This is a genomic window from Comamonas sp. wu1-DMT, assembly GCF_040187805.1.
GTDB lineage: Bacteria > Pseudomonadota > Gammaproteobacteria > Burkholderiales > Burkholderiaceae_C > Comamonas > Comamonas thiooxydans.
The window spans coordinates 25,850-52,003 of sequence record NZ_JBANEM010000017.1 but is presented as its reverse complement, the minus strand read 5'-3'; the positions used below and the strand labels follow the sequence as shown (position 1 = coordinate 52,003).

The 26,154-nt window shown below is 58.6% G+C and carries 19 protein-coding genes and 3 pseudogenes; 11 read left to right on the top strand and 11 right to left on the bottom strand.

Annotated elements, in window-relative coordinates:
- Positions 1 to 176: 176 nt before the first annotated feature.
- The 4 genes and pseudogenes from V8Z78_RS20875 to V8Z78_RS20860 all read left to right on the top strand — a co-directional run bounded on the left by V8Z78_RS20875 (position 177) and on the right by V8Z78_RS20860 (position 5,087).
- Positions 177 to 2,069: a PHA/PHB synthase family protein gene (locus V8Z78_RS20875; RefSeq protein WP_349732052.1), complete on the top strand. Its 1,893-nt coding sequence runs from the start codon at positions 177 to 179 to the stop codon at positions 2,067 to 2,069.
- Positions 2,070 to 2,214: 145 nt separating this feature from the next.
- Positions 2,215 to 3,396, top strand: coding sequence for an acetyl-CoA C-acetyltransferase (locus tag V8Z78_RS20870; RefSeq protein ID WP_003064978.1), 1,182 nt, complete (start codon positions 2,215 to 2,217; stop codon positions 3,394 to 3,396).
- Between the two features lie 260 nt (positions 3,397 to 3,656).
- Positions 3,657 to 4,395: pseudogene (gene phbB / locus V8Z78_RS20865) on the top strand (acetoacetyl-CoA reductase).
- Positions 4,396 to 4,781: 386 nt separating this feature from the next.
- Positions 4,782 to 5,087: a hypothetical protein gene (locus V8Z78_RS20860; protein ID WP_179626184.1), complete on the top strand. Its 306-nt coding sequence runs from the start codon at positions 4,782 to 4,784 to the stop codon at positions 5,085 to 5,087.
- Between the two features lie 58 nt (positions 5,088 to 5,145).
- Here V8Z78_RS20860 and V8Z78_RS20855 read toward each other — a convergent pair whose 3' ends face one another.
- Complete coding sequence (locus tag V8Z78_RS20855) at positions 5,146 to 7,191, bottom strand: ABC-F family ATP-binding cassette domain-containing protein (RefSeq protein ID WP_280032485.1); 2,046 nt, start codon at positions 7,189 to 7,191, stop codon at positions 5,146 to 5,148.
- A gap of 407 nt (positions 7,192 to 7,598) precedes the next feature.
- Between V8Z78_RS20855 and V8Z78_RS20850 the strand changes: the two genes are divergently transcribed.
- Both V8Z78_RS20850 and V8Z78_RS20845 read left to right on the top strand, forming a co-directional pair.
- Positions 7,599 to 8,459, top strand: coding sequence for a ferritin-like domain-containing protein (locus tag V8Z78_RS20850; protein ID WP_279089352.1), 861 nt, complete (start codon positions 7,599 to 7,601; stop codon positions 8,457 to 8,459).
- Positions 8,460 to 8,462: 3 nt separating this feature from the next.
- The gene (locus V8Z78_RS20845; protein WP_280009045.1) at positions 8,463 to 8,639 is read left to right on the top strand and encodes a hypothetical protein; all 177 of its coding nucleotides are present in this window, start codon (positions 8,463 to 8,465) and stop codon (positions 8,637 to 8,639) included.
- A 78-nt stretch (positions 8,640 to 8,717) separates the two neighbouring features.
- On the opposite strand, the gene prmB is transcribed toward V8Z78_RS20845, so the two are convergent.
- The 5 genes from prmB to dapC all read right to left on the bottom strand — a co-directional run bounded on the left by prmB (position 8,718) and on the right by dapC (position 14,399).
- A complete protein-coding gene (prmB, locus tag V8Z78_RS20840) occupies positions 8,718 to 9,665 on the bottom strand; it encodes a 50S ribosomal protein L3 N(5)-glutamine methyltransferase (RefSeq protein ID WP_179626181.1) in 948 nt (315 codons plus the stop codon).
- The gene (dapE, locus tag V8Z78_RS20835; protein WP_349732051.1) at positions 9,662 to 10,861 is read right to left on the bottom strand and encodes a succinyl-diaminopimelate desuccinylase; all 1,200 of its coding nucleotides are present in this window, start codon (positions 10,859 to 10,861) and stop codon (positions 9,662 to 9,664) included. The genes prmB and dapE overlap by 4 nt, the downstream gene beginning before the upstream one ends.
- Before the next feature lie 50 nt (positions 10,862 to 10,911).
- Entirely contained in the window at positions 10,912 to 12,081 is a 1,170-nt protein-coding gene (locus tag V8Z78_RS20830) for a PilT/PilU family type 4a pilus ATPase (protein ID WP_349732050.1), read from the bottom strand.
- A gap of 197 nt (positions 12,082 to 12,278) precedes the next feature.
- Positions 12,279 to 13,112, bottom strand: coding sequence for a 2,3,4,5-tetrahydropyridine-2,6-dicarboxylate N-succinyltransferase (dapD, locus tag V8Z78_RS20825; RefSeq protein WP_003065004.1), 834 nt, complete (start codon positions 13,110 to 13,112; stop codon positions 12,279 to 12,281).
- Positions 13,113 to 13,193: 81 nt separating this feature from the next.
- On the bottom strand, positions 13,194 to 14,399 hold the full coding sequence (dapC, locus tag V8Z78_RS20820) for a succinyldiaminopimelate transaminase (RefSeq protein ID WP_046461490.1): 1,206 nt from the start codon (positions 14,397 to 14,399) through the stop codon (positions 13,194 to 13,196).
- A gap of 232 nt (positions 14,400 to 14,631) precedes the next feature.
- Here dapC and V8Z78_RS27195 point away from each other — a divergent pair.
- Positions 14,632 to 15,522 (top strand): annotated as a pseudogene (locus V8Z78_RS27195) (methyl-accepting chemotaxis protein); the annotation flags it as partial.
- Complete coding sequence (locus V8Z78_RS27190; RefSeq protein ID WP_414835881.1) at positions 15,496 to 16,083, top strand: cache domain-containing protein; 588 nt, start codon at positions 15,496 to 15,498, stop codon at positions 16,081 to 16,083. The pseudogene V8Z78_RS27195 and the gene V8Z78_RS27190, both read left to right, overlap by 27 nt.
- A gap of 93 nt (positions 16,084 to 16,176) precedes the next feature.
- Here the strand turns inward: V8Z78_RS27190 and rsxB are convergent, their stop codons facing one another.
- The 3 genes from rsxB to dusA all read right to left on the bottom strand — a co-directional run bounded on the left by rsxB (position 16,177) and on the right by dusA (position 19,507).
- Positions 16,177 to 16,839: an electron transport complex subunit RsxB gene (rsxB, locus tag V8Z78_RS20810; protein ID WP_171832511.1), complete on the bottom strand. Its 663-nt coding sequence runs from the start codon at positions 16,837 to 16,839 to the stop codon at positions 16,177 to 16,179.
- Between the two features lie 29 nt (positions 16,840 to 16,868).
- Positions 16,869 to 18,302 (bottom strand): polyhydroxyalkanoate depolymerase, encoded by a 1,434-nt coding sequence (locus V8Z78_RS20805; protein WP_057092314.1) that lies wholly within the window; start codon positions 18,300 to 18,302, stop codon positions 16,869 to 16,871.
- A 170-nt stretch (positions 18,303 to 18,472) separates the two neighbouring features.
- Positions 18,473 to 19,507: a tRNA dihydrouridine(20/20a) synthase DusA gene (dusA, locus tag V8Z78_RS20800; RefSeq protein ID WP_349732048.1), complete on the bottom strand. Its 1,035-nt coding sequence runs from the start codon at positions 19,505 to 19,507 to the stop codon at positions 18,473 to 18,475.
- Positions 19,508 to 19,854: 347 nt separating this feature from the next.
- Between dusA and V8Z78_RS20795 the strand changes: the two genes are divergently transcribed.
- Complete coding sequence (locus tag V8Z78_RS20795; protein WP_349732047.1) at positions 19,855 to 20,238, top strand: hypothetical protein; 384 nt, start codon at positions 19,855 to 19,857, stop codon at positions 20,236 to 20,238.
- A 101-nt stretch (positions 20,239 to 20,339) separates the two neighbouring features.
- On the opposite strand, the gene V8Z78_RS20790 is transcribed toward V8Z78_RS20795, so the two are convergent.
- Positions 20,340 to 21,944: a sensor domain-containing diguanylate cyclase gene (locus V8Z78_RS20790; protein ID WP_349732046.1), complete on the bottom strand. Its 1,605-nt coding sequence runs from the start codon at positions 21,942 to 21,944 to the stop codon at positions 20,340 to 20,342.
- Positions 21,945 to 22,518: 574 nt separating this feature from the next.
- On the opposite strand from V8Z78_RS20790, the pseudogene V8Z78_RS20785 reads away from it, so the two are divergent.
- Both V8Z78_RS20785 and V8Z78_RS20780 read left to right on the top strand, forming a co-directional pair.
- Positions 22,519 to 23,044 (top strand): annotated as a pseudogene (locus V8Z78_RS20785) (integrase core domain-containing protein); the annotation flags it as partial.
- A 343-nt stretch (positions 23,045 to 23,387) separates the two neighbouring features.
- Complete coding sequence (locus tag V8Z78_RS20780) at positions 23,388 to 24,062, top strand: alpha/beta fold hydrolase (RefSeq protein WP_349732045.1); 675 nt, start codon at positions 23,388 to 23,390, stop codon at positions 24,060 to 24,062.
- Positions 24,063 to 24,155: 93 nt separating this feature from the next.
- Here V8Z78_RS20780 and V8Z78_RS20775 read toward each other — a convergent pair whose 3' ends face one another.
- Positions 24,156 to 26,105, bottom strand: a complete 1,950-nt coding sequence (locus tag V8Z78_RS20775; RefSeq protein WP_280042472.1) for an AMP-dependent synthetase/ligase — start codon at positions 26,103 to 26,105, stop codon at positions 24,156 to 24,158.
- Between the last annotated feature and the right edge of the window lie 49 nt (positions 26,106 to 26,154).

Sequence of the window (26,154 nt, the reverse complement as noted above, 5' to 3'; positions counted from 1 at the left end):
GCTGGCTCCGGGTTGTTTTGTGTCAAAACAGCTTCATAACGGCTAAATGAAGCTACTTCTTGTCGGAACTGCCTGGCACATAGGTGACAATGCCGCCGTGTGAGCCGTATTGCAGATTCCGCAAGCGTCCCCAGACCCTGAGATCGCCGGTCGCTTGCCTTGACTAGGATGTAAGCATGAATTTTGACCCGAGCTGGGGCCAGGCTGGCCAATCCATTCAACAATTCTGGCAGGAGCAGTGGAGCAAGAGCCTCCAGACGCTTCAGCAGATGCAGTCCGGTGCTCCCATGGGGCTCAGCGCCATGCCGGGTCTGGGTGCAGCACCCAACCCTTGGGCCGGAGTCATGGATGCCATGCAATCGGCCATGCCCCAGATGGCAACGGGTCCGGCTCAAGCGGTTCAGTTCGATGCGGCCAAACTGCAGGGGTTGCAGCAGGAATACCTGCAGTCAGTGCAATCGCTCGCGGATGGCAAGCAGATTCAGGCCCTGCTGTCCAGGGACAAGCGCTTTGCCAAGCCCGAGTGGAGCGCCAATCCCGTTGCATCGATGGCCGCGGCCAACTACCTGCTGGGCAGTCGCATGCTGACCGGCATGGCCGAAGCGGTTCAGGGCGATGAGAAAACACGCAACCGGGTGCGTTTTGCGGTCGAGCAATGGGTGGCAGCCATGGCGCCCAGCAATTTTCTGGCACTGAACGCCGATGCGCTCAACAAGGTTGTTGAAACCAAGGGCGAGAGCCTGGCTCAGGGCATTGCCAATCTGCTGGCCGACATGCGCCAGGGTCATGTCTCCATGACCGACGAAAGCCTGTTCACCGTGGGCAAGAACGTGGCGACCACCGAAGGCGCTGTGGTTTTCGAGAACGAACTGTTCCAGCTCATCGAATACAAGCCGCTGACTGCCAAGGTATTCGAAAAGCCTTTTCTGATGGTGCCGCCCTGCATCAACAAGTTCTACATTCTGGACTTGCAGCCGGACAACTCCGTCATTCGCTATGCCGTCAGCCAGGGCCATCGAACCTTTGTGGTCAGCTGGCGCAATCCCGACGAAAGCCAGGCTCACAAGAGCTGGGATGACTACATCGAAGATGGCGTACTCAAGGCAGTGAGCACGGTTCAGGATATCTGCGAGGCGCCACAGATCAATGTGCTCGGTTTCTGTGTGGGCGGCACCATGCTCTCTACCGCCATGGCAGTGCTGGCAGCACGCCATGCCCGCGAGCATGGACAGCCGCAAGGGGCCAAGCCCCGCAGCCGCGCTGCGGCTGCAAAGACAAGCAGCAAAACTGCTGCGGCCAAGGTGGAGGCCCAAGTTTTTCCCGTCGCCAGCATGACGCTGCTGACTACATTGATCGACTTTCGCGACACAGGCATTCTGGACATCTTCATCGATGAAAACATGGTGCGCCTGCGCGAGATGCAAATGGGCAAGGGCGGGCTGATGAAGGGCCAGGACATGGCATCCACCTTCAGCTTTCTGCGCCCGAACGATCTGGTCTGGAACTATGTGGTGGGCAACTACCTCAAGGGCGAGACGCCGCCGCCGTTCGATCTGCTTTACTGGAACAGCGACTCCACCAATCTGCCCGGCCCGTTCTACGCCTGGTATCTGCGCAATCTCTACCTCGAGAACAATCTGATCAAGCCCGGCGTGCTGACCGTGTGCGGCGAGAAGATCGACATGAGCCAGCTCAAGATGCCGGTCTATATCTACGGCTCGCGCGAGGACCACATCGTTCCTGTCGCTGCGGCCTATGCCTCGTCGCAGGTACTGGGCGGCGAGCGTCGTTTCGTGATGGGTGCCTCCGGCCATATCGCCGGCGTCATCAACCCGCCGGCCAAGAACAAGCGCAGCCACTGGCTGCGTGAGGATGGCGAGTTTCCCGAGGCGTTCAACGATTGGCTGGCCGAGGCCACGGAGTATCCGGGCAGTTGGTGGACGGACTGGAGTGCCTGGCTGGGCAGCCATGCAGGCAAGCAGTTCGCGGCTCCCAAGAGCTATGGCCGTGCACGTGCCTATGAAGCCATCGAAGATGCTCCGGGTCGCTACGTTCTGTCAAAAGCCTGAGCGAGGCCTGAGGCACAATCAGTTCCATATTGCGGTGCAGCAAACAAGGCTCGCACCGTGATAGGAAGCGGCGGGTGGCACGATGAACAGGATGCAACCCGCACGCATGCATCACTTGTAAGAAACCTAGAAAGGTTCGTCAGCAATGGAAGACATCGTTATCGTTTCCGCCGTGCGTACGGCGGTCGGCAAGTTCGGCGGCTCTCTGGCCAAGATTCCTGCAACCCAGCTGGGGGCGACCGTGATTTCCGAGGCTCTGGCTCGTGCCAAGGTGGGCAAGGACCAGGTCGGTGAAGTCATCATGGGTCAGGTGTTGACGGCGGCGGCCGGGCAGAATCCTGCGCGTCAGGCCATGATGGCGGCCGGCATTGCCAAGGAGACCCCTGCGCTGACGATCAATGCCGTCTGCGGCTCCGGCCTTAAGGCCGTTATGCTGGCAGCTCAGGCCGTGGCAACCGGAGACAGCGAAATCGTGGTTGCCGGAGGCCAGGAAAACATGAGCCTGTCGCCCCATGCCGTGCCCAATTCGCGTGACGGCCAGCGCATGGGTGACTGGAAGATGGTGGACACCATGATCGTGGACGGTCTGTGGGATGTCTACAACCAATACCACATGGGCATCACTGCCGAGAACGTGGCCAAGGAAAAGAACGTCAGCCGCGCGCAGCAGGATGCGCTGGCGCTGGCCAGCCAGCAAAAGGCTGCGGCCGCGCAGGATGCTGGCAAGTTCAAGGACGAAATCGTTCCCGTGAGCATTCCCCAGCGCAAGGGTGACCCCATCGTGTTCGACAGTGACGAATACGTCAACCGCAAGACCAATGCCGATGTGCTGGCCACCCTCAAGCCCGCTTTCGACAAGGCCGGTTCTGTGACGGCCGGCAATGCCTCGGGTCTGAACGACGGCGCCGCCGCCGTGGTAGTGATGACGGCGGCCAAGGCCAAGGCACTGGGCCTCAAGCCTCTGGCCAAGATCGTGTCTTACGCCACCAGCGGCCTGGCCCCAGAGGTCATGGGTTTGGGTCCTGTCTATGCCACGCGCAAGGCGCTGGATCGCGCCGGCTGGAAGGCTGCCGATGTGGATCTGTTCGAACTCAACGAAGCCTTTGCCGCACAGGCCTGCGCGGTGAATCAGGATCTGGGTATTGACACCGCCAAGGTCAACGTCAACGGTGGTGCCATTGCCATCGGTCACCCCATTGGTGCATCGGGCTGCCGCATTCTGGTGACGCTGCTGCATGAAATGCAGCGCAGCGGTGCCAAGAAGGGCCTGGCCGGCCTGTGCATCGGCGGTGGCATGGGTGTTGCTATGGCTGTGGAAGCCTGCTGAGGCTTCAGGATTGCAGACTGCTCCGGTGCTCCTGAAGACCGGCGCAGTCTGGGAAGCCCGCTGATGCCAGCCTCCCATCGACCCTAGGGAAGATCACGAGGTAAACCACGGCGAAAGCGGGTTCATTCGGACCTACTCGATTGCATACTGGCATGGCCAGCGTGCAGGGTGTGTGGCGTTCAAAACGATAAGCAATTCCTAAGAATTCTTATCGTTGATAGTGTGATCGTGAAATAACCATTGATTGACAGGAGAGATGAATGGGTCAGAAAGTAGCGTACGTCACGGGGGGGCATGGGCGGTATCGGTACCGCAATCTGCCAGCGTTTGCATAAGGATGGCTTCAAGGTGATCGCGGGTTGCGGACCATCGCGCGACTACCGCAAGTGGCTGGACGAGCAGGCGCAATTGGGTTACACGTTTTATGCCTCGGTTGGCAATGTGGGGGATTGGGAATCCACCGTCGAAGCCTTCAACCAGACCAAGGCAGAGCACGGCAACATCGATGTGCTGGTGAACAACGCGGGTATCACCCGCGACCGCATGTTCGTCAAGATGACGCCGGACGACTGGAAGTCGGTCATCGAAACCAACCTCAACTCCATGTTCAACGTTACCAAGCAGGTGGTGGCAGACATGGTGGAAAAAGGCTGGGGCCGAATCATCAACATCAGCTCGGTCAACGGCGCCAAGGGCCAGGCCGGCCAGACCAACTACTCGGCCGCCAAGGCGGGCATGCATGGTTTCACCATGGCGCTGGCTCAAGAGCTGGCTGCCAAGGGTGTGACCGTGAATACAGTCAGCCCTGGTTACATCGGCACCGATATGGTCAAGGCCATTCGTCCCGATGTGCTCGAAAAGATCGTGGCGGGCGTGCCCGTCAAGCGTCTGGGCGAGCCTGCGGAGATCGCCTCCATCATCTCCTGGCTGGCTTCGGAAGAGGGCAGCTATTCCACAGGTGCGGACTTTGCGGTCAACGGCGGTCTGCATATGCATTAAGCCTTTTCAGGCATTCAGCAAAAAAGGAGCTCAGGCTCCTTTTTTCATCCCCTTCGTTTTGCACTGTGCGCTGCGACCGGAAAACTCGGTTAAGCAAATGACAAAACCCGCAGAGATCATTCATGCGGGTTTTGAGGAATGGGGGGCCACTTCAGAGAGTGGCAGGTCGAGCGCGGGGCAGTAAGGCTTGTGGGTTCTTTGGCCTATCAGTGCCGACTGCCCGGGCACCTGGCTGCAACACACTGCGCTTTGGTCTGCACAGTGTTGCGCGGCGAGCGCTTAGCGCTTGCGATCGCGTTCGTCTTCGGGCCAGATGGACATGATGTTCGTGGTTTGCATGGGAATCTCTCCTGTATGTCTGTTTAACGTCTGACGGATTCAGCTCGTTGACAGCTTTTTGGAAATTTTTACCTGTTCTTTTATCCAGTGATAATCAGGCTGCAAATGCGGGGGCACGCTTGCGATCACGTTCGTCCCAGGGCCAAGCCATCAGAGACATAGCTGCTGCCGCCTGTGCGGGCTGGGCTTTGGCGGTGTCGGTAACAGTGGTGGTCATTGCAGTTCACTCCTTTGAGTGGTTCAACGCCTGGCCTGAACTGCAGGTTGACAAGAAGCTGAATCAACAGCGCAAGAAAATGCAACTCGCGTTTGCTGATGTTTTAGCAGCCGGTATGCATGTGCAAAATGAATAGCGCCCTGCCAAAGCTGGTCAGTGGCAGGGCTTTTCCTGGGGCAGGGCTTTTCCTGGGCTTAGCAGGTTTCGGTGGCCAGGGCTTCGATCTGCTCCGATAGCTCCAGCCAGCGCTCTTCCAGTTGATCGATTTCAGCGTTGACGGCACTCAGCTGTTTGCCCGCTTCCACGATATCGCCACCGGATAGTCCGGGCGTGGCCAGCTTTTCTTCCAGCGCGCCGCGCTGGGCATTGAGCTTGGGCAGCGTCTTGTCGATCTGTTCCAGCTCTTTCTTGAAAGGCTTGGTCTTTTCGGCCAGTTGCTGGCGAGCTGCAGCAGCCAGGCGACGGGCTTCCTTGGGGTCACCCACGTCAGTGAATGATTCTGCTTTCAGAGCGTCCAGCGCTTTTGTAGAAGGGGCTTCGGGCGTATTTGGCTTGAGCTCTACCGGAGTTTGCACCGCTGGCGCGCTGTTGGCCTGCTGTTCGGCATTGCGTGCTTCTTCGCGCAAGCGCTTGGACTCTTCGAGCAGATAACGCTGGTAGTCGTCCAGGTCGCCGTCGAACGGGCCGACAACGCCGCGGCCCACCATCCAGAAGTCTTCACATACGGCGCGAAGCAGGTGACGGTCGTGGGAGACCAGCATCACGGTGCCGTCGAAGTCGTTGAGCGCCATGGCCAGCGCTTCGCGCGTGGCCAGGTCCAGGTGGTTGGTAGGCTCGTCCAGCAGCAGCAGATTGGGGCGTTGCCAGACGATCATGGCCAGTACCAGACGGGCTTTTTCGCCACCGCTCATGCTGCCCACAGACTGCTTGACCATGTCGCCGCTGAAGTTGAAGGTGCCCAGCCAGTTGCGCAAGTCCTGTTCGCGGCTGGCGGCGGGTGCGGCAGCGCCGAGTTCCCTGGCCAGACGGGTCATATGCTCCAGCGGGTTCTCGCCGGGACGCAGCACGTCGAGTTCCTGTTGGGCAAAGTAGCCGATATTGAGACCCTTGCCTTCGGTGACGGTGCCGGCCAGCGCCTTCATCTCGCGGGCGATGGTCTTGACCAGGGTCGACTTGCCTTGGCCGTTGGCCCCGAGAATACCGATGCGCTGGCCTGCCAGCACGGAGCGGTTGACGCCCCGCAGGATGGTGGTCTGCCTGCCGTCTTCGTCCTCATAGCCGAAGCTGGCATCGGTAATCGCCAGCATGGGGTTGGGCAGATTGGCGGGTTCCTTGAATTCAAAGGTGAACTCGGCTTCGGCCAGTACCGGCCCGACCTTTTCCATGCGCTCGAGCTGCTTGACCCGGCTTTGTGCCTGCTTGGCCTTGCTGGCCTTGGCCTTGAAGCGGTCAATGAACTTCTGCAGATGGGCCATTTTTTCCTGCTGCTTGGCAAAGCTGGCCGCCTGCAGCTCCAGCTGCTGGGCACGCAGTTCTTCAAAGCGCGAGTAATTGCCGCCGTAGCGGTTGATCTGCCCGCCCTGAATCTGCAGTGTGACGTTGGTGATGGCGTCCAGGAATTCGCGGTCGTGGCTGATGACGATCATCGTGCCGCTATAGCGCTTGAGCCAGGCTTCCAGCCAGACCAGGGCATCCAGGTCCAGGTGGTTGGTGGGTTCGTCCAGCAGCAGCAGGTCGCTGGGGGCCATCAGTGCACGGGCCAGCTGCAGACGCATGCGCCAGCCGCCCGAGAAGCTGTTGACCGGGTGATCCAGCTCGGAGACCTTGAAGCCAAGACCCAGAATCAGGGCTTGCGCGCGTGATTCAGCATCATGTGCACCGGCATCGGCCAGATCCACATAGGCCTGGGCGATCTCCATACCATCGCCGGAGGCTTCGGCGGCAGCCAACTGGGCGTTCAGCTCGGCCAGGCGCGTGTCGCCATCCAGAACAAACCGGGTGGCTGATTCGTCGGTTTCCGGCATGTGCTGGGCTACCTGTGCCATGCGCCACTGAGGAGGGATGAAAAAATCACCGCCGTCTTCGCTGATGCTGCCATTGAGCAGGGCGAACAGGCTGGACTTGCCTGCACCGTTACGGCCGACAAGGCCGACGGACTCTCCCGGGTTGATGGTGGTGCTGACTTGGTCGAGCAGGACTTTGGTGCCGCGGCGCAGCGTGATGTTCTTGAGACTGATCATGACTGGGGTCGATTATCCGCGAATGCCCTCAGGCTCAGGAGCTTGAGGGAATGAGCAGGGCGGTAGCGATGCCCCGGTTGTGGCAGGTCTGTCCGAGCTTTCATATGGCCTGAAGACCTATGTTCTCCATCATCGTTTCGGTGAATTTCAGCTCATGCTCACACGCTTGGGGCCTGGGTGCAGACTCCAGCACGGTGCTGAAGTAGCGAAGCGCACGCAGATCCATGATCGCAACTCGAAAAATCAGCTTGAAAGCCGGTATGAAAGCCTGTAGAAGGCTATTTGAAGAATTGTTAGTCTCCTGTAATGTCGGTGTAATCTGACATGGCGTAGTGGCCAAATGTCGACAAGATGGCATATCTCTAAGTCTGAAGTCCGACAGATTAAGTATGTCGGTCCTACAACTGATGCAGCAAAACCTGTCCCTCTCTTCACATTCAACCACCCCGAGCAGAAACGGCTCTGCCCACTGGTGCATTGAAGACATTGACTTCTCTGCCATCGATCGCAGTGCCATAGAGCACAATCAGGATTTGTTCTTCCTGCTGATGAGCGCCTCGTTCATCGAAACTGGCTCGGATACCTATGCGGCCAACCTGGCCGAGCATTACGCTGCCTGGCCCGAGATCGCGGTCTGGCTCAAGGATCAATGGGAGTCCGAAGAACTGCAGCACGGACGCGCGCTACGGGCGTATGTGGAAGCCGTGTGGCCGGAGTTTCCCTGGCAGCAAGCCTACGACAGCTTTTTCGCCGAATATTCGCAGCTGTGCACCATGGAGGAGCTCTACCCCGACCCTCGCCTGGAAATGGTGGCGCGCTGCGTGGTGGAGACCGGCACCACGGCCTACTATCACACCTTGCGCGAACTCAGCGACGAGCCGGTTCTGAGCGAGTTGCTGGGCAATATCCGTAACGACGAGGTCAACCACTTCAAGCATTTCCTCAAGTACTTCAAGGAGCTACAGCGGCAGTCGCCTGTGGGCCGCACGCGCATTGCCAAGGCACTGTATGGCCGCCTCAAGGAGTTGCGAGAGAGCGATTCGGATATCGCGCTGCGTCATGTCTGGGCGCACAAGGGTCCTTATTTCTCCGATAGCGGCACTCGCTTCGAAGACATGGCCCAGCGCATTTACGAACTGGTCAGCCGTCGCCTGCCTGCCGATCTGGCCGTGCGCATGCTGCTCAAGCCCATGCTGCTGCCAGCACGCGTGGAGGGCATGGTGCGCACACCCATCTCCAAGCTGGCAACACGCATGATGTCGTACTGAGTCTTGCATGCATCCAGCACGCCGCAGCGCATGGCGGAACTGCTGGGCACGGCGGGCTTCGAGATGGAAGAGGATCCGGGGCCTGCGCAGCTCAATGCCCGCTTCTTTGCAGGCAGGCGCGATGGCCTGCAGATTGAGGGTGGCGGTTCTCGCTATCCGAGTGCGGTAAAGCGTGCTTGAGCGCTTTTTCAAAGACCTGCATAGAGAAAAAGGCACAAGGCTTTGAGCCGCCTGTGCCTTGGATGCGGGACGAAGAACTTACAGCTGCAAGGCGGCGGTATTGCCCTCGGACCAGTGGCGCAGCGCCTCTTCGGTAATCAGCAGCACCTGCTCGTCACCCGAGCTGGTGTCGAGCCAGAACACGGGCAGGTCGGGGAAGGCTGCCTCGAAGTACGGCTTTTCATTGCCTATCTCCAGCACCACCACGGCGTCCTTGTTCAGGCGCGTGGGCAGGTCCTCGAGCAGTCGGCGGATGAAGTCCATGCCGTCGGCGCCGCCGGCCAGGGCCAGTTCGGGCTCGGCCTGGTACTCGGCAGGCAGCTTGCCCATGCTGTCGGAGTTCACGTAGGGCGGGTTGCACAGCACCAGATCCCAGGGGCCGGGCACCTGGCTCATGCCGTTGCTTTCCAGCAGCGTCACGCGATCCTGCAGCCCGTGCTTGTCCACATTGATACGGGCGACGGCCAGGGCATCGGTCGATATATCGGCACCGGTCACCCGGACTTCAGGATAGGCCATGGCGGCAAGGCAGGCCAGGGAGCCGTTGCCGGTGCATAGGTCGAGCACCTGCACGGTCTTGTCGGACAGCCAGCCGTCGATGCTGCCATCGGCCAGCAGCTCGGCGATGAAGCTGCGCGGCACGATGGAGCGCTCGTCGATGTAGAAGGGCACGCCCACAAGCCAGGCCTCGTTCGTCAGATAGGCTGCGGGCTTGCGGCTGCGTATGCGCTCTTCAAAAAGAGTAGCTATCTGCGCTTGTGCGTCAAGAGATACAGGCTGATTTGCTACAGATTCCGGAGCGCCGGGTGTGAGTTCGCTGTCCAGTGGCAGGCCCAGCTTCCAGAGCACCAGCCAGGCCGCTTCGTCCTCGGCCGTGGCCGTGCCATGGCCAAAAGCCACGCCGGCAGCTGTGAGAGCCCGAGCGCCGCTGGCAATCAGTTCGGCAACGGTGTTGCCCGAGATCAGGAGGATGCTGGTGTTGCTCATGCGGTCTGGGGTGTGGTCTGCTGGCGCTGGAGTTGTTCCAGAGTCTTGCGGTAGATGTTCTTCAGCGGCTCGATATCGGCCACGGCGATGTGTTCGTCGATCTTGTGGATGCTGGCATTGGGCGGGCCCATTTCTATGACCTGAGGGCAGATCTGGGCAATGAAGCGGCCATCGCTGGTGCCGCCTGTGGTGGACAGCTCGGTATCCAGTCCGGTTTCATCCTTGATGGCGGCCTGCACGGCCTGCACCAGGGTGCCCGGTGTGGTCAGAAAAGGCTGTCCGCCCACGGTCCAGACCAGCGAGTATTCGACGCCATGGCGGTCCAGGATTTCATGCACGCGCTTTTGCAGGGAGTCGGAACTGGACTCGGTGCAGAAGCGGAAATTGAAGTCGATCACCACATGGCCGGGAATGACGTTGCTGGCGCCCGTTCCGCCATGAATATTGCTGATCTGCCAGCTTGTGGGCGGGAAGAACGCATTGCCGCGGTCCCAGACCGTGGCCGCGAGCTCTGCGAGTGCGGGCAAGGCCTCGTGAATGGGGTTGCGTGCCAGTTGCGGGTAGGCGATATGGCCTTGCACACCGTTGACGGCGAGCTTGCCGCTCATGGTGCCGCGGCGGCCGTTCTTGATCATGTCGCCGGTCTGCTTGACCGAGGTGGGCTCGCCCACGATGCACCAGTCCAGGCGCTCGCCGCGCTGGCGCAGCTCTTCAACCACGACCTTGGTGCCGTCGACCGAGGGGCCTTCCTCGTCGCTGGTCAGCAGCAGGGCGATGTCGAAGGCAGGCTCGGGTGTGGTCTGCAAAAACTCTTCCAGCGCCACGACAAAGGCGGCGATGGAGGTCTTCATATCGCTGGCACCACGGCCGTAGAGCTTGCCGTCGCGGTGCATGGGTACGAAAGGCGGGCTGGTCCATTCCTTGAGCGGTCCTGGTGGCACCACATCGGTATGGCCGGCAAAGACCAGCACAGGCCTATCTGAATTGATAGCGCCTTGCGTAGACTGAGCAATCGCAGGAGCGCGCTTTGCCCACAGGTTTTGTACGCGGAAGTCTGCGGGGCCGCTATCCAGGCGTTCGCAGGTAAAACCCATGGGTGTCAGGGCATCGGCGAGCAGCTCAAGGCAGCCAGCATCTTCGGGGGTGACGGAGGGCAGGCTGATGAGCTGCTCGGTCAATTGCAGTGTCCGGGACATGGAGGGGGCTTCAAACTAAAACAATGCCTATGCCGCCTTGGCTGGCGGCTTCAGGCGGTTCTGACATCCAGGGTGATTTCCGTGAAAGACGGCATATCGTCATCGCCGGGCAGAATCACATCGGTGACGGCCGGGGCGTTGGCAGCAGTGGCCGCGTGGCTGACGTCATTATCCATGCGCCACATCAGATTGGTGGGCGAGTCGGCATAGGCCAGCGCTTCACTGCGCTCAATTGTGCCACTGCGCACCAGGGCCGCCAGTGCGTCCTCGAAGGTCTCCGAGCCTTCGGCCATGGATTTTTCCATGGCCTCCTTCACGCCACCGAAGTCGCCCTTGACGATCATGTCGCTGATGAGCTTGGTGTTGAGCATGACTTCCACGGCCGGCACGCGCGTGCCGGTAACGGTACGGACCAGGCGCTGAGAGATCACGGCCTTGAGCGAGGCGGCCAGCTCGCCCAACATGCTGGGGCGTACCTCCTCGGGGAAGAAGGACAGGATGCGGTTGAGCGTGTGATAGCTGTTGTTGGCATGCAGGGTTGCCAGGCACAGATGGCCGGACTGGGCATAGGCCAGTGCGGCCGACATGGTCTCGCGGTCGCGGATTTCGCCGATCAGAATCACATCGGGTGCCTGACGTAGCGCATTCTTGAGTGCGGTTGCAAGGGTACTGGTATCGGTGCCGACCTCACGCTGGTTGACGATGGATTTCTTGTTGCGAAACTGGTATTCGACGGGGTCTTCCACCGTGAGGATATGGCCGGTGAGCGTTTCGTTGCGCTCGTCGATCATGGTCGCCAGTGTCGTGCTCTTGCCCGAGCCCGTGGCGCCAACGACAAGCACCAGGCCGCGCTTTTCCATGACTAGTTCGCTGACAATGGACGGCAGGTTAAGGCTGTCGCGCGAGGGCACCTGCTGCGAGATGAAGCGCACGACAACTGCGTAGGAGCCACGCTGGCGCATGGCGCTGATACGAAAACGCCCTATGCCGCTCATGGGAATGGCCATGTTCAGCTCGCCCGTCTGCTTGAGCTCCTCTATGGCTTCCGGCTTGACGACTTCGGAGAGCAAGGCCAGCGGAGCTTCGACCGGCAACTCCTGATTGTTGATGGGGATGCAGATACCGTTGATCTTGATCAGCGCCGGCGCACGGGCGGAGAGATAGACGTCCGAGGCCTTTTTCTCGGACATCAGACGCAGAATTTTTTCCATGGTGCTCATTTTTTCTTCATCCTTTTCGCTCAGCCTCTCTATGCACGCATGTTAGCGTGTGTCAACTCGGTGCAGGTCGCGCGTGATGCGCAAAGCTGATTTCCAGCATGAAAAAAGCCTGCACGCTTGGGAGCGGGCAGGCTTGTGAGCGGGGGCGGCCATGGCGGTGTCTGCATCGAGGCAGAGCAGGCGTGGCCAGGCTCCCATCAGTCGCGCAGCAGGTCGTTGATGCTGGTCTTGGAGCGGGTCTGTGCATCCACGCGCTTGACGATGATGGCGGCATACATGGAGTAGTCCTTGCCATCCTTGGTCTGCTTGGGGATGTTGCCGCTGACCACCACCGATCCGCTGGGCACGCGGCCGTAGGTGATTTCGCCGGTTTCTCGGTTGAACAGAGGGGTGGACTGGCCGATGTACACGCCCATGCCGAGAACGGAGTTTTCTTCGACGATCACGCCTTCGACGACTTCGGAGCGGGCGCCGATGAAGCAGTTGTCTTCGATGATGGTGGGGTTGGCTTGCAGGGGCTCGAGCACGCCGCCCAGGCCCACGCCGCCGGACAGGTGCACGTTCTTGCCGACTTGAGCGCAGGAGCCCACGGTGGCCCAGGTGTCGACCATGGTGCCTTCGTCCACATAGGCGCCGATGTTCACATAGGAAGGCATCAGGATGGCGCCCTTGGCGATGAAGGAGCCGCGACGAGCCACGGCAGGAGGCACCACGCGCACGCCGGTGGCGGCGATCTCAGCCTCGCTCATGCCTTCGAACTTGGTGGGTACCTTGTCGAAGAAGTTCAGGGCGCCGCCGTTGATCAGCGCATTGTCCTTGAGACGGAAGGACAGCAGCACGGCCTTCTTGATCCACTGGTGCACGGTCCACTGGCCCACGCCTTCGCGGCTGGCCACGCGCAGCTTGCCGTCATTGAGTTCGGCAATCACGTGCTCCACGGCATCCACCACTTCCTTGGGGGCGGCGGAAGGCGAAATAGTGGCACGGTTGTCCCAGGCGTTGTCGATGATGGATTGCAGTTGTTGCGTCATGATGTTTTCGGTCAAAGATCGAAAGTTGAGGTGAATCGTTGAGTCATAAAGGCCTGCACCGGGCAGGCCCTGGGGTGGAAATCAGCGTATGCGCGACTCGATGAACCGGGCAATGCGCTGAGCGGCTTCAAGGCATTCTGCCGTCTCGGCCACCAGAGCCATGCGAATGCGGTTGGCTCCGGGGTTGAAGCCATGGGCCTCACGTGCCAGATAGCTTCCCGGTAAAACCGTCACACCTGTATGAATATACAGCTCCTTGGCGAATTGTGCATCATCCATGCCCAGTTGCGGCGGAATGCCGGCCCAGAGGTAGAAGCTGGCATCGGGCAGCTTCACATCCATGACCCTGGATAGCACGGGCGTGACCTGGGCAAACTTCTCGCGGTAGAGACGGCGATTTTCCTGCACATGGGCCTCGTCACCCCAGGCGGCAATCGATGCCGTCTGGACCACGGGGCTCATGGCGCCGCCGTGATAGGTGCGGTAGAGCAGGAAGGATTTGAGCAGGGCCGCGTCGCCTGCCACAAAGCCGCTGCGCAGTCCGGGCACATTGCTGCGTTTGGACAGGCTGGTGAACATCACCAGATTCTTGAAATCATGGCGACCGAGCTTTTGTGCCGCTTCCAGGCCGCCCAGCGGAGCTTCCTCCTGGAAGTAGATCTCGCTGTAGCACTCGTCGCTGGCAATCACAAAGCCATGCTTGTCGGACAGGGCGAACAGCTTCTCCCATTCGCCCAGTGGCATCACGGCGCCCGTGGGGTTGCCGGGAGAGCAGACAAAAATCATCTGCGTGTTCTGCCATACCTCCTCGGGCACGGCATCCCAGTTCACGGCGAAGTTGCGCGCGGCATCGCTGGCGGCGTAATAGGGTGTGGCCCCGGCTAGCAGCGTTGCACCTTCGTAGATTTGATAGAAGGGGTTGGGGCAGATGACGCGCGCACCGGCTCGGGTGCTGTCCACCACCACCTGGGTAAAGGCAAACAGGGCTTCACGCGAGCCATTGACGGGCAGAACCTGGGTCGCTGCATCGAGTTCTACGCCATAGCGCCGGTTGGCCCATTGCGCACAGGCCTGGCGCAGCGCTGGCAGACCGGCGGTGGCGGGGTAAACGGACAGGCCCTGGAGTTCGCTGCTCAGTGCTTTTTCAATGAACGCCGGCGTGGCGTGGCGCGGCTCTCCGATGCCCAGGCTGATGGGGCGCAGGCCCTCGGGCGGCTGGGCAGAGGCAAACAGTTGGCGAAGGCGTTCAAACGGATAAGGCTGTAAGCGCGAGAGCAGGGGATTCATAGTGAGACATTATGGGCTGATGCCATTTTCGCATGAGAAAACAGTGCTCATGGTTTCGATTTTGCGGGTTTGCAGGCACCGTAAATTGCAATTTGTTACGTAAGCTGGATGACAGAGCAAAGGGCTACCGTGAGCAGGCTGCAAGCTCAGCAAACGAAGTCGACCACAAAAAACGAATGGAGACAGGCAATGCAAAAGCGCATCTTGCCCGACAAAAAAAAACCGCGTACGAATGAGGAATTCCGGATGGCTGTGCTTGGGGTTGCCATGGCTGCTGGCCGGGCCTGTTTTGCCCGTGCTGGGCCTGAGCGGAACATGGCAGCTGGGCTGGTTGCTGCTGTGGATCATGGGAGTGCTGTTGTGGGTCGGTGCTCTTCACAAGAGCTGGCAGCAGCAGTGGCAGGACATGCAGCTGGCGCTGGAAAAAGTCGCCCATGGTGACCTGAGTATGAGCGCTGCCAAAGGGGCGCAAGCGGCTGCGGCGACATCAGGCTTGACCGAGTCCATGGTGCATGCGTTGTCGGCCATGGTGGCCGATGTGCGCAGCAACGCGGCCCTGGTTGCCCAGGCTGGACAGGGCATGGTCAAGGACCACCAGGCCCTGTCTGAACGAACCGAGATGCAGGCGAGCAATCTGGCGCAGACGGTGGTCAGTGTCGAGCAGCTCAGCGCAGCGGTTCAGCACAGCGCCGAGGTGAGCAAGGCGGCCCATGGTCGTGCCGACGGCGTGCGCTCGGCCGCCGATCAGGGCGCCCAAGCCATGCAGCATGCCGTGCAGTCGGTGGAGCTGATCGAGCGCAATGCCGGGCGCATGCGGGAAATCATTGGGGTGATAGACGGCATTGCCTTTCAGACCAATATTCTGGCCCTCAATGCGGCCGTGGAGGCCGCCAGGGCCGGTGAGCAGGGGCGCGGCTTTGCCGTCGTGGCCAGCGAGGTGCGTACGCTGGCGCAGCGCAGCGCCGAAGCTGCCAAGGAGATACGCCTGCTGATCGGAGAGACAGTGCAGCAGGTGAGCCAGAGCACGCAGCTGCTGCGCAACGCCGTCGAGCAGACTCAAGGGGTGACGAGGGCCATCCATGATGTGGTCAGTCATATGGGGACGCTCTCGGACTCGGCCAGCAGCCAGAGCACGGGGCTTCAGGAAATCAGCAATGCCGTGCACCAGATCGATGAAATCACCCAGCACAATGCCCAGATGGTCGGTCAGGCGCTGCAGCAGGCCCGCGAGCTGCAGCTGCGTGCCCAGCACCTGTCGGACGCCGTGTCGCGCTTCAGATTGCAGCAGGGCACGGCCGAGGAGGCCGTGGCCCTGGTGCAGGCAACCATGCGGCAAGCCAAAAGCTCGTCCAGTGTCGCCAGCCTGCTGCAGACCGTGACCGATCCTGAGCAGCCATTCCACGACCGCGACATGTATGTGTTCGCTCTGTCCTCGGAAGGGGAGTACCGTGCCTTCGGCGGCAATCCCGCCAAGGTGGGGCTGCGCGTGCAGGATGTGCCCGGCATCGACGGCGACAGCCTGATGGCCGACATCATGGCTCAGGCCGAGTTGCGCCCGGGTTGGGTCGAGTATGACTACATCAACCCCAGCAACCAGCAGGTGCAGACCAAGATGTCCTATGTCTGCAAGCATGCAGGCCTGTACTGGGGCTGCGGCGTCTACAAAAGCCTGGTCAGCGCCTAGTGAGACCCGGGGAGAGCTTTGCAGCCCCAGGATATGCTATTGAATCAAGAGCAGCTGGCGCTTTTTGCATAAGCGATAGCGGCTTATTCGGTATCAATTCTGGGCGCGCTGAGCCTTGGCCTTGGCCAGAATGGCGGCAATCGCAGCCTTTTTGTCGGGTGCTGGCGCTGCCGTCGTGACGGCCTGAGCACCGGCGTCTGCCGCGGGAGGCTGTGCCGTGGTGCGCACCGGCGCATTGGCCTTGCGACCCGTGCGCTGCAGATGCACGCCATAGCGGTGGCGGGCATGCTCGGCCTGGGCAGCGCTCCAGGCTGACCAGCCCGTGGCCTCGGCACTGGCATTGACCAGTTCTATGCAATCGACCGGACAGACGGGAATGCACAGCTCGCAGCCCGTGCAATGCTCGGCAATCACGGTGTGCATGCGCTTGTTGGCACCCAGAATCGCGTCGGTGGGACAGGCCTTGATGCACAACGTGCAGCCTATGCACCAGGCTTCGTCGATCAGGGCCAGGGTGCGCGGGGTTTCGATGCCGTTTGCGGCGTTGAGCGGCAACTCCGGCCTGCCGGTGATGGACGCCAGGCGGCGCACGCCTTCCTGGCCACCGGGCGGGCATTGATTGATGGCGGCTTCTCCGCTAGCAATGGCCTCGGCATAGGACGCGCAATCGGGATAACCGCAGCGCGTGCACTGTGTCTGGGGCAGGGCTGCATCGATGTTCGCAGCCAGTGCTTGAAGCGAAGAGGCTGCGGACATGGATGAGTTCATTCTGGTCTGGCGAGCCTTTATGCCCTGGCGCGGTAGGGGTCGCGTCCTTTCTGGGCAGGGGCGCTATTTTGACCTGTTTTCAGGGCCTTGGCAGACTTGTCGGCATGGGCCTCGTTGCTTTCCAGCTCGGCTCCGTCGTCACTGACGCTGCTCAGATGGCCTGCGGCGCTGGCGGCTGTCGCGCTCGCGGGCTGGTGGGACAGGATGAAGTCGCGCACCTGCGGGTAGACGGTCTTGCGCCAGCGGCTGCCGCTGAAGATGCCGTAATGGCCTGCACCTTGGACTTCGATATGCTGGCGCGCCTCGGCAGCGATGCCGGCACACAGATCATGGGCGGCGCGGGTCTGGCCAGCACCCGAGATATCGTCGAGCTCGCCTTCCACGGTCAGCAAGGCTGTGTGGCGGATATCCTGAGGACGCACCAGCTCGGGCTGGCCCTGCTCGTTTTTGACTTCCCAGGTGCCCTTGACCAGCTTGTACTCCTGAAACACGGTGGCGATGGTCTCCAGATAGTAGTCGGCATCCATGTCCAGCACGGCGTTGTACTCGTCATAGAACTTGCGGTGGTGCTCGGCGCTGGCCTCGTCACCCTTGATCAGATCCTTGAAATAGTCGTAATGGCTGTTGGCATGGCGGTCGGGATTCATGGCCACAAAGCCCGAGTACTGCAAAAAACCAGGGTAGACGCGGCGGCCGGCACCGGGGTAATTGTTCGGTACCTCGTAGATGACGTTGTTCTCGAACCATTCGTAGCTGCGGGTTTCGGCCAGGTTGTTGACGGCCGTCGGTGAGCGGCGCGCATCAATAGGGCCGCCCATCATGGTCATGGACAGCGGCGTCACCTCGCCACGGCTGGCCATCAGCGAGACGGCCGCCAGCACGGGCACTGTGGGCTGGCAGACGCTGACCACATGACACTGACCATAGCGCCCTTGCAGATAGCGAATGAATTCCTGCACATAGTTCACATAGTCGTCCAGATGGAACTCGCCTTCGGACAGCGGCACGGTGCGGGCATTCTTCCAGTCGGTGATATAGACCTTGTGGCCTCCGAGCATGCTTTGCACGGTATCGCGCAGCAAGGTGGCATAGTGGCCCGAGAGGGGGGCAACGATCAGCACCACGGGCTGGCTGAGCATGAGATCCAGTGTTTCTGGATCGTCGGAAAAGCGCTTGAAGCGGCGCAGCTCACAAAACGGCTTGTCGACCTCCACCCGCTCGCGGATGGTGACATCCACGCCGTTGACTTCGACGTTATGCAGATCGAATTCGGGCTTTTCGTAGTCCTTGCCCAAGCGGTACATGAGGTTGAAGCCCGCTGCCATGCGCTGGGCCAGTGGCACCTGGCTGAAGACCGAGTGGGGGTTGTTGTAGAACTTGGAGGCGGCCTGGGCAAAGTCTGCAAAGGGCTCAACCATTGCGCGCTGCATTTCGTAGATCTGATAGAGCATGGGACGCACTTCTGCGGGTTATGTTGCAGTGCAATATAACAGCAGAGTTTGACATGCGAAGTAGTGAATTCCCTTCAAACCGCGCAACTGCGGGGATTGCGCAACGCATGCCGGACTTGACCGCGCTTGAAAGTAAAAAAGCTGACCGAAGCCAGCTTTTTCATGCAGCGTCAAAGCATCTGCTCTGCGGGTTCCGGCAGGATCTCGTTCGGCTTGGTGCGGGCCAGCTTCATGACCTCGTGCGCAGGCAGGGTCTTGAGACGGTGATCGCTCCAGACCTGGCGCCAGCGGCGCGCACCGGCGAGGCCGTTGCGCAGCCCCAGCATATGCCGGGCAATCGAATACCAGTGCGTGCCATGCTCGCGTGCTTCGCGTTCCATATACAGCACCATCTGCTCTTCGATCCGTTCGCGCGTACGCTCCCTGCTCTCATCCTGATAGTAAAGAGCATCCCAGGACGCCATCCACCAGGGGTTGTGGTAGGCCTCGCGGCCCACCATGACGCCATCGACCTGCTGCAATTGCTGCTGTACCACGTCATCTGTCTTGATGCCGCCGTTGACAGCGATGGTCAGGCCCGGAAAGTCACGCTTGAGTTGTGCGACGACTTCGTAGCGCAGCGGCGGGATTTCACGGTTTTCCTTGGGGGAGAGGCCTTTGAGCCAGGCGTTGCGGGCATGAACCACAAACACCTGGCAGCCTGCATCGGCAACGGTGCCGACGAAGTCGCGCACAAAATCGTAGCTTTCGATCTTGTCGATGCCGATTCGGTGCTTGACAGTGACGGGCACGGACACCACATCGGCCATGGCCTTGACGCAATCGGCTACCAGTGCGGCCTCGTTCATCAGGCAGGCGCCGAAAGCCCCACGCTGAACGCGCTCGCTGGGGCAGCCGCAGTTGAGATTGATCTCGTCATAGCCCCATTGCTCGCCCAGGCGTGCACTGTGCGCCAGATCTGCTGGCTCCGAGCCACCCAATTGCAATGCCACGGGGTGCTCTTCGGCCTCAAACCGCAGATGACGAGCCACGTCGCCATGCACCAGAGCTCCGGTCGTCACCATTTCGGTGTAGAGCAGGGTGTGCTGGCTGAGCAGGCGGTGGAAGTAGCGGCAATGCTTGTCTGTCCAGTCCATCATTGGCGCCACCGACATGCGCCACATGCTGCTATCTAGTTGTTTTTTAATGGTTTGTTCGGTGCTCATACTATGAAAAGTGCCTTGTGGTGCACTGAAAATTGACCCTGTCTTACCCCGTTTTTCCGGGTTTTTTGATGCTGAATGCTACATTGGTGCACCACGAATTTCATGGAGCACTGATGGGAACCATCACCCAACGAAAGAGTGCCAAGGGTGTCATATCGTTCCAGCTCAGATCCGTCTGAAGGAAGGCGGATAGCTGACTCTTGCCGAGTCCAAGGCGTTCACCCGGCGTGCTCTTGCCCAGAAATGGTTGCGGAGACGTGAAGCAGAAATCGAGGAGGTCCAAGCGACAGGCCTGCCTGTTCAAGGTCTCGTCACCCTCAAGCAGATACTGCAGGATTATGTCAGCGATGCAAAAGGCATCCTGGCATGGGGGCGGTCCAAGACAGCCGACATCACCCGGCTGCAGAGCCAGGCTGGCGCACCGGGATGCCTGGCACCTGCGTGCCATTGACTTCATCGAGTACGCTAGGTGGCGGCGCACCGAAGAGGAGGCGGGCCCGGCCACAGTGCTCAACGATATCGTCTGGTTGCGCCAGGCCTGCCTGGGCGCCGTGGCGCGCTACGGCATGCACAAGCTGGTGCAGGAGCTGGACGCTGTCAAGCAGGAGCTGCAGCGGTTAAAGGTCATCTCCAAGCACGGCACGCGAGCTATTTTTGCTGGACTTGGAAGAAAAGAAGGAAGCTGCAGGCAGTTGGCTGACCACTGCGCCAGCAGGGTGCAGTGCCTATAAGTCTGCTTGATGGGTAACAAGATCTAGTTGTTGTTTAAGGGAGCTGGACCGCGCCGGCTATCTCATAGCGGAGTGCAGTTCAAGAAAGACCTGCACTCCCACTAAGCCGGCTGCATTTCTCCAGTCTCTGATTGACTATAGACAGCCACACGGTTTCTTCCTTCACGCTTGGCCTTGTAGAGCATCTCGTCGGCGTATTTGATAACCGTTGGGATGTCGGAAGAGCTGTTCGGCCAGCTTGCCACACCTAGGGAAATGGTGATGTGGCCAACGCCTTCAAACACTGCTGCTTCCACTTGCTTGCGCAAGCGCTCTGCGACTTGAACTGCGGTCGTTTCGCTGGTTCGAGGCAAGACGATTAAGAATTCTTCACCGCCAACACGGCAAGGTAAGTCATCTGTGCGTGAGACAGATTTCATCTGCTTGGCCAGGTCACGCAAGACGATGTCACCTGCATCATGCCCAAAGGTGTCGTTGACCTTCTTGAAGTGGTCGATGTCGATAGATACCACTGAGAAAATCTGGCTGGAAGCTTCGAGCTTTTGCAATGCAGCTTCCAGGCTTCGACGATTGCCAAGCTTGGTCAAAGGATCAGTCTTAACATCATCCTGAAGTTTTTGTATGTTTCTATTGAGCAAGGAAATGCCAATTAACATGGCTTTTTTCAACTCATAGGACTCTATATACCACGATTTTATTTTCTGTATGTTCTTCTCTGTTTTCGGGTGGTCTATGTTTTTTGCACCTTCAGACAGTAATTGCAGCGGTTTTGCAATTCTGTTAGCGCACCAACAGATCAGAAATACAGAAATTACCGCTATAGGTAGCGTCTTAAGAATTACTTGCTTCATCAGCGAGTCCAATGGAGCAAGGGTTGCCGACAGGGGTCTTTGTGCAACGACTCCCCAGTTCGTAGTGGGAATGATTGCATAGCCTGAAATCATCTCAACCCCACGAGTATTCTTAACGATCTGGCTGCCAGACTCACCATTATGAATTTTCTCGGTGACTTCATTGCCGCTCACGAGTGTTCCTACTCGATTTTGGTCAGGATGATAGACAAGCTTTTTGTTCTGATCGACAACATACAGGTATGAGCCATCTTTGTGATAGTGCGTGCCAAGCAGATGGTTGAGGATGCTCTGTTGGTTGAGGTAGATCGTTCCTCCAACCATGCCTAAATAGTTGCCAGATGGGTCGTGGATAGGATGAGAGATGAATACCAGCAAATTTCCGATGGTGGAGATATATGAGTCACTAATTAGCGGTTTCTGCGTTTTTATCGATTCAACGATGCCTGGTGTTGCGAGAGTTCTTCCCGTGAGTTTCAGCGTTTCAGGTGAAGAAGCTAGCACACTAGAGCGAGCATCAACTATAAGAATAGAGTTGAAGCTTTCTGTCTGAGTTTTCAGTCTTTCTGACTCTGATTTTAATACTTCGATGTCATTGAAGTTTTTTGATAAATAGACCGAGCTTGCCGCTAGCTGTTGTTGAGCTGCCCTAAGAAAGTCATCGGTGCTCTTTGCCAGTTTTGTTGCGTAGACGAAATTCCCGTTCAGATTTTCATCTATGAGTTGCTGGCGTTGAACTGTATAGGCTGCGTAGAATGTATTAACTAAAGAGATAAATGCGCTGGCAACCGTGAGCAATAGGATCAAACGCCTAATATCCATTTTGCAAAAAATCTTGCTTATATTGAATTTCACAGAGTTCCTAGAAAATAAATTCTAATAAAAACTATCGATCTTCATCAATTAATTTGTTTATTTTACTTTCGCATGAGAATTTCCTAGGGTTAGTACCTGTGTAAAAAATGCAGGCACTATTGACAGGCCCATTTCCTGGCAGCTGCAGGCAACGTTGGCAAGTTGCTATACGGCTTCGCTGCCGCCATGCGTGATTGCTTAGATCAATCTGCGGTGTCTGTAGCTGCTCAAGAATGCGAGGCTTCGAAGTCAACACCGAACAGCTCGCCACTGCTGTTCTGCCTGAACCTTCTTTTGATCGAGGTAGGTAGCCAGCTTGCTCGCATCCATAGATCATTGGCTCTTGTTGGACCCCAGCCGATAAGCAGACACAGGCAATGCCTGCTTGGCCGGTGCCTGACCGGTGTGCTGGGCGGCCTCAGCTTTCATTTCGACCTGCACCTGGTTCTATATGCCTGCCAAGTGCAGGTCGGCCAGGTTCTGCAGCTCTTGCAGGTAGCAGAACTCTTCGGGTGAGCCTGTCGCCAGATCTTGGGTGCAGACCATCTGCATCATGGCAATAAGGAAGGCGGGCATCGACACCAAGAAGCTCGGGCGCATCGTCAGACCCAGTCGTCGAGTGACTGGCAACCGGCGCGACTCGGTCGAGGGTCCAGGCTGGGAGACGTTGTTTGTGGCCATCGACGACCACGCGCGCATCGACTTCATCGCCATGCATAGCGAGGAGAAGAAGCACGAAGCCGTCCACAACGCGATGGCGTACTACGCGGGGCTGGGCGTACGCATCACGCCTGCTGACTGACAACGGTGTACCCTTCCGGTCCAGGGAGTTTGCTGCTGCCTGCAAAGCCTTGGGCGTGCAGCACAAATTCACCAGACCGTACCGGCCGCAGACCAACGGCGAGGCCGAGCGGTTCATCCAGTCAGCACTACGCGAGTGGACCTATGACTGGACGTACCAGAACTCAGCTGAGCGGCCCCATGCTCTGGCGAGCTGGCAGCACTACGACAACTGGCACAGGCCGCACAGCGGCATCGGTCACATCGCTCCGATGTCCAGGCTCAAATCTACAAATAACCTCTTGACGGATCACAGCTAGCGGACCGAAGAGGGGACAGGCTTGTCCAAGGTACTCAATGACATTGTCTGGTTGCACCAGGCCTGCCTGGGGGCGTGGCACGCTATGACATGCACAAGCTGGTGCAGGAGCTGCAGAGGCTGTAGATCATTTGCCGTTTGAGAGGTGATCTTGCAAGGTGAGACGACGAATTAGAGCTGCTTAGACTCCTAGCGGTCATGTAAGCTGGCTTTTGGAGGACAGTAGTGAACCTCTATTGATGACTTCCAAGAGTATGCGTAGCGGGTTCAATTCTCTCAAGTTAGCGCTATTGAAGCGCAAGTCCGTCACTCCAGAGCTAGCTCTTACCAAAGGAGTACCTGTGATGTCAGTGCTCAAATCACTCATATGGGTTTTCAGCTGCGTCTTGGCGACGCCGGTTGCGGCGCAGATGCCTCAAGGTGAGTATCTTGACGGAAAGGACTCCAAGGTGGGAGTTGTCCTGGCTCACGGTAGAGGGAACTCTCCAGACGGTAACGTAGTCGGGCCATTGAGGCGTGCTATTCACAAAGACTTGGGCTTTCATACCTTCTCTTTGCGGATGCCGGATCCTGGCGCAGACTCGCCTGATTCGCCCGAGCTTGCCGCCTCGTTTCCGGAGGCCTATCAGCGAATTCAATCTGCAATTGAATATCTGAAAATGCAGAAAGGAGTGGAGCGCGTCTACTTGATGGGGCACAGCATGGGAGGGCGCATGACAACTGGCTTTCTGGCAAACAATCCCACTGCGCCGGTTGTAGGTTTCATCGGGGTCGGATTGACTGCGGGAGGCAAGGAACCTGTTCACACCAATCTAAATCTGCGAAAAGTGAAGCTTCCAGTTGTCGATGTGTATGGTGACAACGAAATGGATGCTAGAGCAGCATCTTTTCGCAAGTCCCTCGTTTCCGAGAACTTTGTGCAAGTGGAGGTTCCTGGAGCAAAGCATGATTACCGTGGCTATGAGAAGCCAGTGTCAGACATCGTTATCGAATGGCTGAAGAGGAGAGAAGGCCGGTGAATATGAAGTTAGCAACCGAATTTGAATTGATTAGCCGTGTTTAATGTAACTTACATGAGTTTTTCAAGGGCTCCTTAAACCCTTCTCGATCGATTAATGAGTCTTTGTCTTCCAGCTGTCAATGGGCTTGACGTACATCTGCTCGATAGCGTCTTGGTAGTGGGCCATCAGGTTCTTTCGCTTGAGCTTGAGGGTAGGGGTCATCAGGCCGTTGTCAATGTTCCAACTATCCCTGACCAGGTGGATGGCTCTGGGCACCGCATAACGGGCGAAGCTGCGTGTCTGCCTCTCTATTCGGGCCAGCGCTTCTCTCTCTGCCGCTGCATGCTGCAGACTGGATCCGTCATTCGGGTTCAGTCCAACACTCCTGGCAAGCATTTCCCATTCCACTTGACCAACAACCGCAATGCAGGCGATAAACGGACGATCCTCGCCAACCACAAACACTTGCTCAAACAGGGGATCGACGAGGATGGCCTGCTCCACATCATTAGGAGGCACTTTCTCACCCGTCGATGTAACAATGATTTCCTTGATGCGACCTTTGATTCGGATACGGCCATTTTCGATTGAAGCCTGGTCACCGGTTCTCAGCCAGCCATCGGCGGTAAAGGCTTTGGCGGTGTCTTCCGGACGATTCCAGTAACCGCGCATCACTACCGGGCCAGACACCTGCAACTCCTGATCATCACCAATTCGGACCTCAATTCCCGGTAGTACACGGCCAACGGTATCCGGCCAGTTATCGTCGAGTCCGTTGGCGCTGACCACAGGAGCGGTTTCGGTCATGCCATAGCCTTGCACCATGGGCAGGCCCAGGCCCAGAAAAGTGCGCGCAATTGTCGGAGACAGCGGGGCTCCGCCACTCACAGCGACGCGAAGTCGGCCTCCAAACTGTGCAAGTAGAGGCTGGGCGACAAGTTTGCGCAAAAGCCAGCCGGGCAAGGCAGAAGCCCAGCTCGCCTTGGCTTCCGGTTGCTCGCCCAAGGGCATGCCTTGATGAGCGCAGAAGCTCTTCCAGCCTTTGTTGACTGCCGCGTCGAACAGCTTGTGCTTGAAAGGGCTGGAAGCAAGCGACTCTTGGACCTTGGCATAAACACGTTCATAGATGCGAGGCACTGAGATCAGTACGGTCGGCTTGACCTGCTTCATATCCTGTGCGAGTTGTGCAACAGAGCGTGCGTACGCGACGCAGGAACCGGTAGCAACGGCCAGGTAGTAGCCCGCAGTTCGCTCGAAAGTGTGTGAGAGCGGCAGAAACGAGAGAAAGACGTCCTCAGGGAAGGCCTTCACACGCTGCATCACCGCGTGTAAATCACTGACCACGTTGTCGTGAGTGAGCATGACGCCCTTGGGCTTTCCCGTCGTTCCGGAGGTGTAGACAATGCCTGCCAGCTCCGTTTTATTTGGTGGCAGAGGGAGGGCAGAGGTATGTCGCTGACCAGCCTGAAGCCAGGCAGACAAAACAATGACCGGCTTACGCTGCAAGGCCTTGACTGAGTCCTGCTCTGCTTGTTCGACAGGCGCGACGTAAGCGTTCGATGAGTCGTTCGGACGGCCTTGCTGTGCGTGAATAACGGCCTGGAGTTCGGGCAGGTCCTGACCTGTTGCACAAATTTTCTGCCAGGCCTTGGCTTCGGCCACGACCAGCAAGGAAGCCTCCGAGTCGGCCAGGATGTATGCAATGCTTCCGGCATTGTCGATGGCATGCAGAGGAACTGGCACATAGCCACAGCGCAGACAGGCCTGGTCGATGGTCATTGCATCAAAGCCATTGGGCAGCAAGATTGCAACCCTTGCACCGACAGGAAGATTCGAGGCGCACAGGGCGCGGCTCCACAGAGCGACACGTTTGGCAGTTTCGGCCCAGCTCAGGCTTTTCCAGGCATTTGTGCTCTCATCAAACTCTCTGTAAGCCTCGGCCGATGGCGTGCAGCGAACCCGCATGGCCAGAAGCTCTGGCAAGGTTTGCACTTGCTCGATAGTCAAATGCTGTTTCTCTGCTTGGAGACCCAGTACATCGGTTTCACTTGCTTGGTTCATGCGCTTGCCTTCAGGAAGCGGGAAATTTCCCGCTACGTGAATGATAGCG